The sequence below is a fragment of the Agaribacter marinus genome, assembly GCF_030160655.1.
GTDB classification, from domain to species: domain Bacteria; phylum Pseudomonadota; class Gammaproteobacteria; order Enterobacterales; family Alteromonadaceae; genus Glaciecola; species Glaciecola marina.
The window spans coordinates 631,161-644,540 of the sequence record NZ_BSOT01000005.1; the positions used below are offsets into that span (position 1 = coordinate 631,161).

Annotated in this window: 13 protein-coding genes; 3 read left to right on the forward strand and 10 right to left on the reverse strand. The window is 41.0% G+C overall.

Going from position 1 to position 13,380, the window contains the following annotated elements; all coding sequences use genetic code 11:
* Positions 1-334 precede the first annotated feature (334 nt).
* From fadE to purM, 5 genes are all read right to left on the reverse strand, one after another.
* Positions 335-2,788 (reverse strand): acyl-CoA dehydrogenase FadE, encoded by a 2,454-nt coding sequence (gene fadE / locus QQK00_RS04335; RefSeq protein ID WP_284216251.1) that lies wholly within the window; start codon positions 2,786-2,788, stop codon positions 335-337.
* A 124-nt stretch (positions 2,789-2,912) separates the two neighbouring features.
* The gene (locus tag QQK00_RS04340) at positions 2,913-3,338 is read right to left on the reverse strand and encodes a DUF2177 family protein (protein ID WP_284216252.1); all 426 of its coding nucleotides are present in this window, start codon (positions 3,336-3,338) and stop codon (positions 2,913-2,915) included.
* 74 nt (positions 3,339-3,412) lie between these two features.
* Positions 3,413-4,144, reverse strand: coding sequence for a DUF3108 domain-containing protein (locus QQK00_RS04345; RefSeq protein ID WP_284216253.1), 732 nt, complete (start codon positions 4,142-4,144; stop codon positions 3,413-3,415).
* Positions 4,128-4,784, reverse strand: a complete 657-nt coding sequence (gene purN, locus QQK00_RS04350) for a phosphoribosylglycinamide formyltransferase (RefSeq protein ID WP_284216254.1) — start codon at positions 4,782-4,784, stop codon at positions 4,128-4,130. The genes QQK00_RS04345 and purN overlap by 17 nt, the downstream gene beginning before the upstream one ends.
* Positions 4,784-5,821, reverse strand: a complete 1,038-nt coding sequence (purM, locus tag QQK00_RS04355) for a phosphoribosylformylglycinamidine cyclo-ligase (RefSeq protein WP_284216255.1) — start codon at positions 5,819-5,821, stop codon at positions 4,784-4,786. The genes purN and purM overlap by 1 nt, the downstream gene beginning before the upstream one ends.
* 46 nt (positions 5,822-5,867) lie before the next feature.
* Here purM and QQK00_RS04360 point away from each other — a divergent pair, with 46 nt between their 5' ends.
* Both QQK00_RS04360 and hda read left to right on the forward strand, forming a co-directional pair.
* Positions 5,868-7,229 (forward strand): DUF2066 domain-containing protein, encoded by a 1,362-nt coding sequence (locus QQK00_RS04360; RefSeq protein ID WP_284216256.1) that lies wholly within the window; start codon positions 5,868-5,870, stop codon positions 7,227-7,229.
* Positions 7,229-7,930, forward strand: a complete 702-nt coding sequence (hda, locus tag QQK00_RS04365) for a DnaA regulatory inactivator Hda (protein WP_284216257.1) — start codon at positions 7,229-7,231, stop codon at positions 7,928-7,930. Before QQK00_RS04360 ends, hda begins: the two co-directional genes overlap by 1 nt.
* A 55-nt stretch (positions 7,931-7,985) precedes the next feature.
* On the opposite strand, the gene QQK00_RS04370 is transcribed toward hda, so the two are convergent.
* From QQK00_RS04370 to arsC, 4 genes are read right to left on the reverse strand one after another with little or no spacing between them, the layout of a single operon-like run.
* Positions 7,986-9,926 carry a hypothetical protein gene (locus tag QQK00_RS04370; protein WP_284216258.1) on the reverse strand — a complete coding sequence of 647 codons (1,941 nt, stop codon included), beginning with the start codon at positions 9,924-9,926 and terminating at the stop codon, positions 7,986-7,988.
* Between the two features lies 1 nt (position 9,927).
* Positions 9,928-10,362, reverse strand: coding sequence for a DUF2069 domain-containing protein (locus tag QQK00_RS04375; protein WP_284217563.1), 435 nt, complete (start codon positions 10,360-10,362; stop codon positions 9,928-9,930).
* A 13-nt stretch (positions 10,363-10,375) separates the two neighbouring features.
* Positions 10,376-10,975, reverse strand: a complete 600-nt coding sequence (gene wrbA, locus QQK00_RS04380) for an NAD(P)H:quinone oxidoreductase (RefSeq protein ID WP_284216259.1) — start codon at positions 10,973-10,975, stop codon at positions 10,376-10,378.
* Positions 10,975-11,325, reverse strand: coding sequence for an arsenate reductase (glutaredoxin) (gene arsC, locus QQK00_RS04385; RefSeq protein WP_284216260.1), 351 nt, complete (start codon positions 11,323-11,325; stop codon positions 10,975-10,977). Before arsC ends, wrbA begins: the two co-directional genes overlap by 1 nt.
* A 45-nt stretch (positions 11,326-11,370) precedes the next feature.
* Here arsC and QQK00_RS04390 point away from each other — a divergent pair, with 45 nt between their 5' ends.
* Positions 11,371-11,880: a TlpA family protein disulfide reductase gene (locus tag QQK00_RS04390; protein ID WP_284216261.1), complete on the forward strand. Its 510-nt coding sequence runs from the start codon at positions 11,371-11,373 to the stop codon at positions 11,878-11,880.
* A 19-nt stretch (positions 11,881-11,899) separates the two neighbouring features.
* On the opposite strand, the gene bepA is transcribed toward QQK00_RS04390, so the two are convergent.
* Complete coding sequence (gene bepA / locus QQK00_RS04395) at positions 11,900-13,360, reverse strand: beta-barrel assembly-enhancing protease (protein ID WP_284216262.1); 1,461 nt, start codon at positions 13,358-13,360, stop codon at positions 11,900-11,902.
* Between the last annotated feature and the right edge of the window lie 20 nt (positions 13,361-13,380).

Below are 13,380 nucleotides of genomic sequence, written 5' to 3' on the forward strand. Positions count from 1 at the left end.
TAAAAAATAAAACCGAGTACTAGGGCTTGTTGATCTTTGCTGTGCAATTTTGCAGCGGTTTGTGATTCATTTGTGCAATGCAGAACGACTGTCGTGTAGTTATTCTACATGAAGGAGTGATAAAACAGCAGAAATGAATCACAAGCACTGCCCTTCGGGTTCAAGCTGAGTGCATTTGCTCTTTGTTACTTGCTTTTGACGTAGAATAACTATGCCTGCAATCAAGTGCCGCGATCAAATGCACTCAGATTGAACAAAACTTGTACAGAAAAGATCAACAAGCCCTAGTACTCGGTTTTATTTTTTTAACCACTGAGAGAAGGTAAGCAGGTGGTCAAGCGGCTTTGGTTTTTCTTGCTCTCGTTGTTTTCGCTTTTTTACTGCTGGATGAAACAAGTTCTTTTGTGTCGAAATCATCTACGTTTATTGTACGAAGTCTGCCAGCTTCCGTATCTCTTAGCAGTTGCGCTTCATCTTCACTAATCAAGTTTGCGTCTAACGCTCTATCGGCAAGTTTATCTAGTTGGGTCATTTGTAGTTTTTCCCCTAATCCTTTACAGACCTTATCGAATATAGGTTCAACGGCAATAACGTTTTTGAGGGTCTGTTCAAGATCACCGAATAAGTTCCCTAAATACTGCCCATATCCTAGCCTGTCACGTGCACCGCATGTTGTTTGTAATATTTGTGCAATTTTACTTTCTACGGCATCCGACGGTTTATCAAAGCGTTTTCCAAAAGGCATTGTGATTGCGCGAAGGTATAACGCTACTGATCTTGAAGGGAAATTGCGGATAAAGTCATCTATAGCAATATCTATTTTATGCAGACTATCTTGCAGCGCCCAGTGCACAAAAGGTAAATCTTCATGCAGACGACCTTGCTCGTCATACCGCTTTAATGTTGCACTTGCCAAATATAAATGACTTAGTACATCGCCTAAACGAGCGGACAACCGCTCACGTCTTTTTAAGCTTCCACCTAATACACCCATAGATATATCGGTCAGTAAGGCTAGGTTAGCAGAGTAGCCTTGTAAGGCTTGATAGTATCTAGATGTGTCGTCTCTAAAAGGCGTGCCACTCAGTCTGCCACCAGTAAGCGAAAACCATATTGAGCGAATGGTATTGCTAAATGCAAAGCCGATGTGTCCAAACACGACTTTGTCAAAAGCATTCAGTTGCTCTGTTGTATCGTCTATCGCCGCCGCTTTAATTTCGTCCAGTACGTACGGATGGCAGCGCATTGCGCCTTGCCCAAATATCATCATATTTCGGGTTAAAATATTTGCCCCTTCAACGGTGATTGAAATTGGCGTACCTTGATATGCTCGGCCTAAATAATTGTTTGGGCCAAGACAAATTCCCTTACCGCCATGCACATCCATTGCATCATTTACGCAATCTCGCATTTTTTCTGTCAGATGGTATTTGCAAATAGCACTTATCACTGATGGTTTTTCTCCCAAATCTACCCCTGCAGTAGACAGTGAGGTGACAGCATCCATCAGATAAGCGTTGCCGCCTATTCTAGCCAGCATTTCTTCTACACCCTCCATTTGGCCAATCGGCAAACGGAATTGACGTCGAATACGAGAATATGCACCCGTCGACAATGCGATTTGTTTGACGCCACCTGCAGCGGATGAGGGGAGAGTTATACAACGCCCAACGGACAAACATTCCATTAGCATGCGCCATCCTTTTCCTGCCATTTTTTCGCCACCAATGATATAGCTCAATGGGACAAAAATGTTCTCTCCTTTTAATGGGCCGTTATGAAAAGGCGTATTCATCGGGAAGTGACGTCTGCCTATCTCTAAACCATCTGTATCTCGCGGAATAAGTGCGCAGGTAATTCCCAGCTCTTTCTCGTCGCCTAGCAGGTTGTCTGGGTCATACAGCTTAAACGCTAAACCGACAACGGTGGCAATAGGGGCGAGTGTAATGTAACGCTTGTTAAACGTGAGTGACATACCCAACACTTCTTCACCGTTAAATTGCCCCTTGCAAATGATACCTTTGTCTGGAATTGCGCCAGCATCTGAACCAGCTTCAGGACTCGTTAACGCAAAACAAGGGATCTCGTCACCAGCAGCAAGTCGAGGTAAATAATGATCTTGTTGTTCTTTTGTTCCATAGTGTTGAAGAAGCTCGCCTGGCCCCAGAGAGTTAGGTACGCCGACGGTACTTGATAGTACGGCGCTTACGCCAGCAAGCTTTTGCAATACACATCGCTGAGCATAAGCTGAAAACTGTAAACCGCCGTATTGTTTTTCAATGATCATGGCAAAAAATTTGTGCTCCTTTACATAAGCCCAAATTTCGTCAGGTAAATCAGCGTCTACATGATTAATTTGCCATTCGTCCACCATCGAACACACTTCTTCGCAAGGCCCATCTAAAAATGCTTGTTCTTCAACACGTAGTCGAGGCTTAGAAATATTGTGTAGTTTCTGCCAGTCTGGTTTGCCGCTAAATAGTTCACCGTCCCACCAAACAGTACCAGCATCTATTGCCTCTTGTTCAGTACTAGACATTTCAGGGGAAACGCTTTTGTAAAATGCAAGCAGCTTCTTGCTCAATACATCCTTACGAATTGGTTCATACGCAAGCGGTATTGCAACAACGAGATAAATTAACCAACTAAAAAAGCCAAGTTCTCCGAATACAGTGGCGATAAACAAAGCGACACCTACGGCTACAATTGACGTTTGCAGTGAATACTGTTTGTAACTCACGACACCTAAGGTTGAAAGTACAAACATTAACCAGATAAAATCGGACATAACTGCCTCAAAGGTCAGACCAGAGAATTGTAAATGTTAAATTATATCCAATATTGTAAAAAAGCAAGGTAAATAGTGGGAATAGTAGTCAATACAAGTTTGTCGTATGGCCCATATGCTAAGTTTACCTACGTAGAAATTGAAAACCAAGCCAACCGGCGACTGCGGATATACTTGTTAAAAAGGTGCCCCAACCCCAATCAATTAACATGATTGATAATGAAAAACCGTCAATGATACTATAGGCCGTAAGATTATATGCGCCGTAGCTAGCTATGCCTAACAGCGCACCATCGATAGCGGCGTAAAACCAAGGCTTTTCTCTATTGGGTACGATTGCTAATACAAATGTAACTAAGCCATACATCAAGTAAAATATTACCCAAGGCCAAGTGATAAATTCATTTCTTAACAAACTGCGCATTTCTGACTGATAGATATCTGTTGCCAACCAACCAAGCCATACAGCATCCAGTATGCCAAAGCACAAAAAAATACAAAAGATGGATAAAAAGATATTGCTTAAAAAACGTTGTATATTGGCAAGCATATTAGTCTACTAATTGTCGTGTTGATAATTGGCGTAAATAAGCATTTATGAGGAATGAGTATTCAAAACCAACGCTATTGTACAAAGCTAGATAATTTCATATCACCTTGCTCTTTGCCTTCTTTGAATTGTTGTAATCGAACTAGCGACCAATTAAGAGAGGGAGCAAACCAAACGTAGGTTTTTCGTTTATTTGTTTCTCGATTAATTTTAACTTTAATAGCGTCAATTTCGCCATAGGGAAGCTTAAGTGTTTCTTTATTCATTTTTTCAAGTACGTATCTACGTTTTTCGCCGCGCGAATTAATAAAATGATACGTAAATGTGTCTACATTAGACGATAACCTCTGAGATAAATCGAGCCTTAGTAGTTGACCATCAAGCTCACCATCCCAAGGAAATTTAGCATCGTCGTTTACTAATATTTGCTTGTTTTGTTGATTAAATTCGACGAACAAGTATTTGTTTCTGCCAGTCCCTTTACGTACATATTCATAACTAATGGGGAGCAATTCTGCTGTTTGCGATGTACTAGTATCGACTGAAAAAATACTTGTTTCATAACGTTTGTCGGATAAGAAAAACTTAGATACTTTTGATGTATATCGCATTTTATAGGTATCGTCAGGCAGTTTTTCTAACTGCAGTGTAGCTTTACCTACCTCGTCATTGTCGTGGTATGCCGTGTACTCAGCATTAAAAGGTTTGATTGAAAATGGACTCGCAGCAAATACATTGAACGTTAAAAGGAGAAAGACAATGCTACTGAATATTTGTTTGGAAAATGCTTTAGAAAGTAACTTCATTATGGAGTAATCCATTTCTGGACAGCTTTTCGTCATCGAATATCACGCTGTCATCCTCTAATCGTAATCTCCCACTACAATACCATGCAATGACTAAAGGGTATATGTCCCATTCTCGCTGAGCGACTTTTTTTGCTAAACTTTCCGATGTGTCGTCAGGCGATATACTTACTTCGGTTTGTGCTATGATCGGTCCTCCATCAAGTTCACAAGTAACAAAATGAATACTTGCACCGTGCTTTATGTCACCATTGTCAATAGCACGTTGATGCGTGTTTAAACCTGGATATAGCGGCAGTAGTGAAGGGTGGATATTGAGCATTTTACCGTGGTAGTGTTTAACTAACCCAGGCGTAAGAATACGCATGAAACCAGCAAGAACGATGATATCTGGGCAATAGGCATCTATTTTATTTTGTAAGGCATGGTCGAAACTTTCGCGCGAATCATAGGCCTTATGATCAATAGTAATTGCGTCAATATCGGCTTTTTTAGCCCTTTGTAAGGCAAATGCTGTAGGTCGATTAGAAATGATTGCACAAACTTCACCGCGAATGTCATTACTCTGACATGCCTCGATAATCGCTTGTGCATTTGAACCATTGCCGGATACCAATATTACAATGCGTTTATTTTGCATTACTCAATTATCACAGCTTCATTTGTATTGTTGTCAGTGACGTCACCAATTATCCATGCATTTTCACCTAGCTGATTAAGAAGTGCTGCGCACTCTTCCGCTATATCATCCTCAACAACAAGTATCAAACCTACGCCACAATTAAAGGTCCGATACATTTCATGAGTTGTCACATTTCCGGCAGTTTGTAAAAATGAGAAAATAGCTGGCCACTCCCAAGTATTACCTTGAATATTGGCAGTTAAACTTTCTGGCAATACACGCGGTATGTTTTCCCAGAACCCTCCGCCAGTAATGTGAGATATTGCATTTACCTTGTATTTTTCGAGCAGTGCTAATACATTCTTTACATAAATGCGTGTAGGCTGAAGTAACCAATCTTTAATTGCTTTGCCTTCAAGCGTGTCGTCTACATTGACATTGCCAACCTCAATGATTTTTCTAATTAAAGAATAACCATTAGAGTGGGGACCTGAAGATGCTAATGCAATAATTTTATTGCCTGCCTTCACGTTGCTGCCATCAATGACATCATCCGCTTCAACTACGCCAACACAAAAGCCTGCTACATCATAGTCTTCACCGTGGTACATACCTGGCATTTCTGCCGTTTCACCACCAATAAGGGCACAACCCGATAGCTCACAGCCTTCACCTATACCACTGACTACTTCTGCTGCTGTATCTACATTGAGCTTGCCCGTTGCATAATAATCAAGGAAGAATAAAGGTTCTGCGCCTTGTACTATTAAGTCATTTACGCACATGGCCACTAAATCGATACCAATACCGCTATGTGCTTCTAAGTCCATCGCGAGGCGTAATTTTGTGCCTACACCGTCAGTCCCTGATACCAATAACGGGTTGCGATATTTTGTTGGTAGCGAGCAGAGTGCACCAAAACCGCCTAGACCGCCTCTAACTTCGGGGCGGTGGGTACGTTTGCTTACCGATTTTATGCGGTCTACTAATTGATTACCTGCGTCGATGTCTACGCCCGCGTCTTTATAACTTAATGACGGTTTATTATCAGCCACTTAAACTTCCTCTGGAAAAAATGCGCCGCGATTTTACCAGTTAGCAATGCAAAGTTGTATTAAAAAATGCGGTGAAATTAAAGGTGCAAATAAAAAAGAAATATCAGACAATATAAGCATGGATAAATTGTTGGGTATATTTGTGACTATAAAGCATTGGTTGCTTGCATTGTTAATGTTGTTTTCCACGTTTGTTTCTTTTGCGTCTGATGGGCAAAAGATTAATGTGGGTAGTGTCTTGATTGATAGTCAAGCACGCAGTGATCAACAGCAAGCTGGCAAAAGTGCGTTAACCCAAGTGTTTGTCAAGGTCAGCGGCGATACCTCTATCGCTGAAAATGAAGTAATTTCGAGAGCTATTCAGAATTATGAACAGTACTTAGTGTCAAGTCGCTTTATTCAAAATGGCAACAATTTGATGTTTGAGGCGGTGTTTAATCATCAAAAAGTTGTCAATTTATTAAAAGCTGCCCGCTTACCCGTGTGGGCTTCACTGCGGCCTAGTGCGATTATCTGGGTAGCAGAGAAAAGCCTTAACAACATAGAACAAGTCACACAAAATAGCTCCCCCTTGTTAAATGACACTATAAATATCGAATCAAACGCTAGGGGTTTATCGATAATTACACCTATTGGTGATTTAGATGATGCCATGGCTGTATCTGCCTATGATGTTTGGTACCAGAGTATTAATAAACTCCAGACGCAATCTATGCGTTATGGCACTGATTATGTTATTAACGCGTCTATTAGCCCTTATTTAGAAATTGAAGAAGAACTCAATGCCATTGACGAGTTGTTAGGCCAAAATAACCTGATTTCTGAGGATGTTTTAACAGCGGATAGTTCGGTACTCGATGGGGAAGTAGACAGTGAATTAGATGATACAATCGAGAGCAATGAGACACTCCACGGTGAACCTGAAGACGATGCCAGTATTCTCGTTGACGCGTTATCCGAGCAAGCGCCAGAAATTGTACCTGACGGAACAAGTCACAAACTTGACTATATTATTACCGATGGCACGGAGATGACGGTTGATCGTCTGTATGGCCAGTCTGCAACAGATTTACTCAGCCAGTTAATTAACTTATATGCCGATCGCTTAGCCACTAGGTACGCAAATGTGACACTCAATCAGGACAATGTATCAGATATTGAGTTAATCGTTAGCAATGTCACCAATATATCTGACTACATGTCAATTATTACGCTGATTGACAGTTTTCCGATGACAGGCTCAGTGATCCTGAGTAAGCAAAAGAATGATTTAGCCAGCTTTTCAGTCGAAATGAAAGATACGCCCGAAAAATTGACAGACATACTTAAATTTGATGAGAGACTTCAAGTTGTTCAATATTTTAATACAGAATCAAATTCAATTAATTTAAGGTGGGTGGCGAAGTAGTGCAATTAGTTTTACCTGTCTCACAACATTCAGAGAAAACATTTTTAAATATGGTAACGGGTGAAAACCAATTACTAAAAAATCAAATTGAAACCGCCATTCAAGGCCTATCGCAGGATGATAAGACCAGAATTTTTTATGTTCACGGAAATGCTGGGGTTGGTAAAACACACATACTCCTTGCGAGCGTTGAATTAGCGACACAATTAGGTCTTAGTTGTCGATATGTGGATATGGAAGTGCTTGTTAATTTTCCAACGGAAGTCATGAGTGAAATAAGTGATGATGCACTTATTTGTATTGATAACACCCAACGACTTGCAGAATCTGCCCAATGGCAACGAATGATATTTGATTTGATCAATCAGTGTATTGAAAAATCATCTCGTTGCATACTTTTTAGCGCAAACGCGTCAGTATCGAACCTTAAACTATCGTTGCCTGATTTAGCGTCTAGGTTGACTTGGGGCATGACGTTCAGAATAACTGAACTTGATGATGTAGATAAAGCGACTGCCATGAAGGCAATGGCGCATCAAAAAGGGATGGAAGCGCCCGATGAAGTTGTTGATTTTGTTTTAAAACGCAGCAATAGAAATATGCATGACATCGAGCGTATTGTTGAACATTTAGATAAGGCCTCACTTCAGCACCAAAGAAAGCTAACAATTCCTTTTGTAAAAGAATCGTTAGTTTTCTAAGTGTGCAGTGAAAACTGCGTAGTTGTTGATTAAGCTTAAATTTTCTGGTTTAGGCTCACTTACTTATTGGCATACTGATGTCAAGATGAGGGGGGCGTATGTCCATCCGTTTTCTATATTCTTTTTCTGCTTTTGAGAGGCTGCTTTCAGGGCTTTTTTCAGCTAACGAATTTGTGTTAGAGCTCAAGTCTACTGAACTCACCCAGTCAGCACCGACAGGTAACGTTTGTTCCTCAGGTAAGTTATTAATCAGGCCTCTTGGGTTCGCTAACTCGGGATAGACTCTGGACACAACAAATTCAACACGATTGGCGATTGATGGGTCACTTATCCGATCACGTTGTCCCCACGTTATTGAAAAATCTTCACTATCGTCGGTAATGGCTACATCAGCGCTAGCGCCCAAACGGTAAAGCATAATAAAGCGTTCAAACAGGGTGGCGTAGTCTTCTCTCTCAGTGAAAAATGAATAAAATGAAGACGCGATATCAGGTTCAAAAAAGGACTGAACGTCACTTGGTGAGTAAGCGCGCTGTGTTGCGCTCGGGTCTTCACCACCAAAGCGAACTTTTGCCAGTGCGTGCATTTCATTAGAACGCAGCGGAAATCTATCGACTAAGATGTCGGAATTTGCGCCGTTATTTCTAAAATATTCAAGTGGCGTATTATTTTGTTCTATTGAGGCCCATGCAGTAGACGGGAAAAAATCATTCGCATGCGCTAGTTCGTGATACATAAGCCAAGAAATACTCGCTTCAAGATCTTCAAAGCTACGACTTTGCCGTTCATCTTTTATTCGATACGAACTTAACGGATAATACGCATTATTCTTTACATATCGCCATGGAAAATTAAACTGCAGCGCGTTACCAAAGTCACTGCGAAAATCCGCTTGGTCGTTTAAGGAATCTCTCTCTTCAGGACTAACCCAAAAGTTCCTAGCGTCCAAATAAATTGCGCCCGTTGCCGCCCAGTAAAATGATGGACGAACGTCGTAAGAAATCACTATGGCGGTAACGCCGCGGAGTAAATTTAGCATGTCTGGCCCGGCAAGCGAGTTTTCTAGATACGCTTTAAAACGCTCGCCCATCCACTTATGTGACACGAGGGTTCTATCAAGAATATCTTGAATTTCTGGGGTGGGGGTCACCATTCCAATTAGCGGTAAGCTGGAAAAATTGCAATTAGGTATACTCGGTATTTGATTGCTGTAAACGCAACGTTCCAGTGCATTTTTGTATCTAGAGTCACTGTTGTAAGCATGCATATCTTCACTTACGACGGCATCTGCGATGTCAAAAAATAATCCGTCTCTTAAAATATCGGTATTTTTGACTAACACGTAAACAGACTCAGATGCCTGGTTGCCCGAGCTAAAGCTCACACTTGCATTTAATTGAATTAACTCGTCTTTATTGACTTCCGGCGCATCAAAAAAGATAAACTGCCGGTCTTGATTTAATTCGCCAATGTTAGGACCAGCGACTTGTTCCCAAGCTATCGAAGAAATTTGGCTATTCGTTCTATTACTTAGATGCAAACTTACCTTACCTAATTCTGTAACAGTATGATCAAGCATAATGGAAATATCTGCTTGGGCATCAATACTAAAATTGGCTTCTAAGGTTTCTGATTGCCCATTGTCTTTTTCAATATTTGCAACAATGGTGTAGTCGCCCGCTTGATTGGGTGTTAATCCTATACTTGGCGAATTCTCAGCAAGAATACTCAAATTAGGGCCAGATGTTTGCTGCCAATGAATGTTGTCTATATCGTCATTGTCGCTGATGACGGCAAAACCAAGAGTTTTACCGATAGCGCCGCTTTCTTCTCCGTAAAACTGAATGCCATTTTGCACATAGAGCGGGTCAACACTGCTTGTTTGATTGGGTGGGTTAGGGGGAGGTGTCGGTGTTGTTGGCGTACCTGAACTGGATCCTCCTCCACAAGAAAATAAAGAAAAAACACTTAACATTCCCACTATCTGCTTATACATTTTAATTTTCCTTGCTTGTGCTTTGTTTATCGAAGAGTTCCTTTTCTTCTTTCATAACTGCACTTAGTTTTTTCAGTCCGGTACCAAGTTCTTGCCCACGTAATCGGGCAAATACGCTACATCCTACAAACATACCTAGAGCAAGGAATAATTCAATTATTCCATGCCAAATAAATTGTGGTTCAGCATATATGACCGTAATTCCATGTAAAAAGTACAACAACACGACAAAACAAGCCCAAGCATGCGTGTAAGGTTTCGCTGACACGATACCAGGTAAGGGAAGTAATAAGGGGAGAATATATACAAGTAATTTAAATGTCGTACTGTATTGTTGCGCTATATCTAAGCCTAAGTACCAAATACACATCCATAGTGTCAGTAAAATATGGCAAGATAGCGCTAGCCATCGATAAAACCTAACGCGTGGTGACATCTTATTCAATCTTTCATCCTATTTGTCGCTTGCTTGTCGTTGCTAGTCGTTTACCCATTGCGATGGCTAGCGACAATTCGTCATCCGAGAGTTTAGTTGAATGTTGAGTGTTCTGTACAACACTTGTTACCCCATATGGCGTCCCGCCGCTTTTAGTATCATGTAGATTTGGTTCACTATATGGCAAGCCAAGTAATAGCATACCGTGATGAAATAAGGGGAGCATCATAGACAATAATGTAGACTCTTGCCCCCCGTGCATTGACGATGAGCTAGAAAAAACACAGGCAGGTTTATCCACCAAACTGCCTTTTAGCCATAAATCAGACGTAGTGTCCCAAAAATATTTCATCGGTGCCGCCATATTTCCAAAGTGCGTCGGACTTCCTAGGGCCAAGCCGTCACATGTTTCAATTTCATGTTTGCTTATGTAAGGGTAACCACTATTGGGTATTGACGATGCACTACAATCCAAGTTATCTGATACTGGGGGCACTGTTCGCAACTTTACATTTGCCCCGACCTGCTCTGCGCCTCGGGCAATGGCTTCAGCTAAGGCAAATGTAGAGCCATGTTTGCTGTAATACAAAACGACGATATTAACGGCAGTCATTATAATAGTGTCAATATGTCTTCAGGAGGTCGACCAATAACAGCTTTATCTTCTACAAGCAGTATTGGCCGTTCCAATAGTTTAGGGTATTCCGCTATCGCTTTAAGAACATCGTTGTCGTTCGATGATTTTTCAAGCTTCGCTAAGGTAAATTCAGTTTCTTTGGGACGTATCATTTTGTGCGCATTTTCTATGTCTAAGGCTTTATAAAGCGCACTTATTTCGTCAAAATTTAAGGGTGTTTTTAAATATTCAACAACTTCAACATCTACACCGTTTTTTTGTAGAAGCGCCAAAGCCTGACGACTTTTTGAGCATCTTGGGTTGTGGAATAACGTTCTATTGGGCATTATCTTCTCCTAATGCTACATGTTTACGCGATACGCTAACTAACTATGTCGAATTCTTTTAAGATGTTTATTTTCAATACCCTAAATATTACAAAGGCTCACTTGGCAACATTTCTTTATGTCGGAATAGCGTTGTTATCACTGATTGTCGGTATTTGGGTATACAAGTTAAATCAATATGATTTTATTACCTTAGATGATCATAAATATTCGTTGGCAAGTCTAAAAGGAGACTATGTGGTAATCAACTACTTTGCTGAGTGGTGTGCACCTTGTTTGCGAGAGTTGCCTGAATTATCTGCATTTAATCAGTCTAAGGGCGAGAATGTGCATTTATTCGCAATCAGCTATGACAATGTGAGTGCGGAAAAATTAAATGCACTTAAACGTAAATACAATATCGATTTTCCACTGATTGCCGAATTAAAAGGCGAATTCCCATTTGAAGCGCCTAGCTACTTGCCCGCAACCTTTGTTATCCGTCCTGATGGCAGCTTGGCTGGCCAATTACTTGGTGAACAAACTGAAGAAAACCTTCATGAAGTCACTCAGTAAACCATAGTGTTTTTTATTCTCATAAGCTTAAACGCTTCATGTCCTCTTGGAGTTGGCGCATTTGCTCGATTCTGCCTTTAATTCTTTGTTTTTCAATATTGTCATGATTGGCATAGTTATAAGCAAACTGTAATTCGTCAATAGCAAGAGAGTAGGCCGATATAAGCGCATATATTTCTGCTTGTGTTTGATGTGCGTCTTTTTGGTTTTGTGTACGTTGATAAGCATCATGTAACAATTGGTGTGACAATAAGTCTTTATTATTTACCAGCAATAGATCACGTAATATTTGAATGCTCGTGCCGTAGTTTTCAGCTTGTAAATGACTATTAGCTAAATTTAGGGCCAGTACACGATTTTGCGGCTTGAGTTGCCATATTGGTGTAAGTAAATTGATTGCATCACTAAACTTTTCTTGCTTTAAATACACGTCGGTTAATAAATCTAAATAGAAAACGTTTTCTTTGTCATCGAGCAGTAGCGAACGAATCTCTTTTTCAGATTCAATATAATTTTCGAGCTCGAAGTGTGCAATAGCGAGTCCGTACAAAGAAGCTGTATGTAAGACACTATCTGCGTACGTTTTTGACACTGCCCGCGTATAGAATTCGAGTGCTCTTTGCGGGGAAAGCATGTAACGAGCGTTAATTCTCGCTTGTGCTAAATGAAATTGTAAACTTGGCGGTATGCGTCTTTCACCATATGATCTTGCGCGTGTAATGGTTTCTGCAACACGATCTTGTGGCAAGGGGTGAGTCCGCAAGAAAGCTAAATCGTTTGATTGCCCACGTGCCTTTTCAGCTAAGCGGGAAAAAAAAGCAGGGGCGCCCTTGGGATCAAACCCAGCACGGTAGAGAATGTTAATACCAATGTTATCTGCTTCTTGTTCGTTGTTTCGAGTAAAGTTAATTTGTGCCTGTTGGTTGCCAGCGACACTTGCAGAAATAGCTGCCATACCTGCCTGAGGGTCCGCAAGTGCAACCAATATACTACCCAACATACTTGCAATTTGCAGCGGTCCACTGCGTTTTTGGGCTTGCGCTCGACGAGCCAAATGGCGTTGAGTAACATGGGCAATTTCATGCGCAACCACTGATGCAAGTTCGCTTTCTGTTTGGGCTTTTGAGATTAAACCAGAATGCATTCCGACGTGCCCTCCATAAAATGCAAAGGCATTCAATACGGGGTTGTTGATGATAAAAAATGTAAAGGGAAATTTGGTATTGTCGGCGTGAACTACTAATCGATTACCTAAGTCCTGAATATACTCTTGCAACACCGGATCACTGACGATTGGCGCTTGCCCTCGTAGTTGTTTCATTATCGCCTCACCAAGCAACTTTTCTTTATCAATGGTTAGCGCGTCAGAGGCGACAACGCCGATTTCAGGTAACTGGTTTTTGTTGTCACTGATAGTTTGCGCGGAAGACAGCAAAGGAAAAAAAATACAGACAGCCAATACAAAAAGTTTTTTAAACATTACAGACATCGTCATTTTAA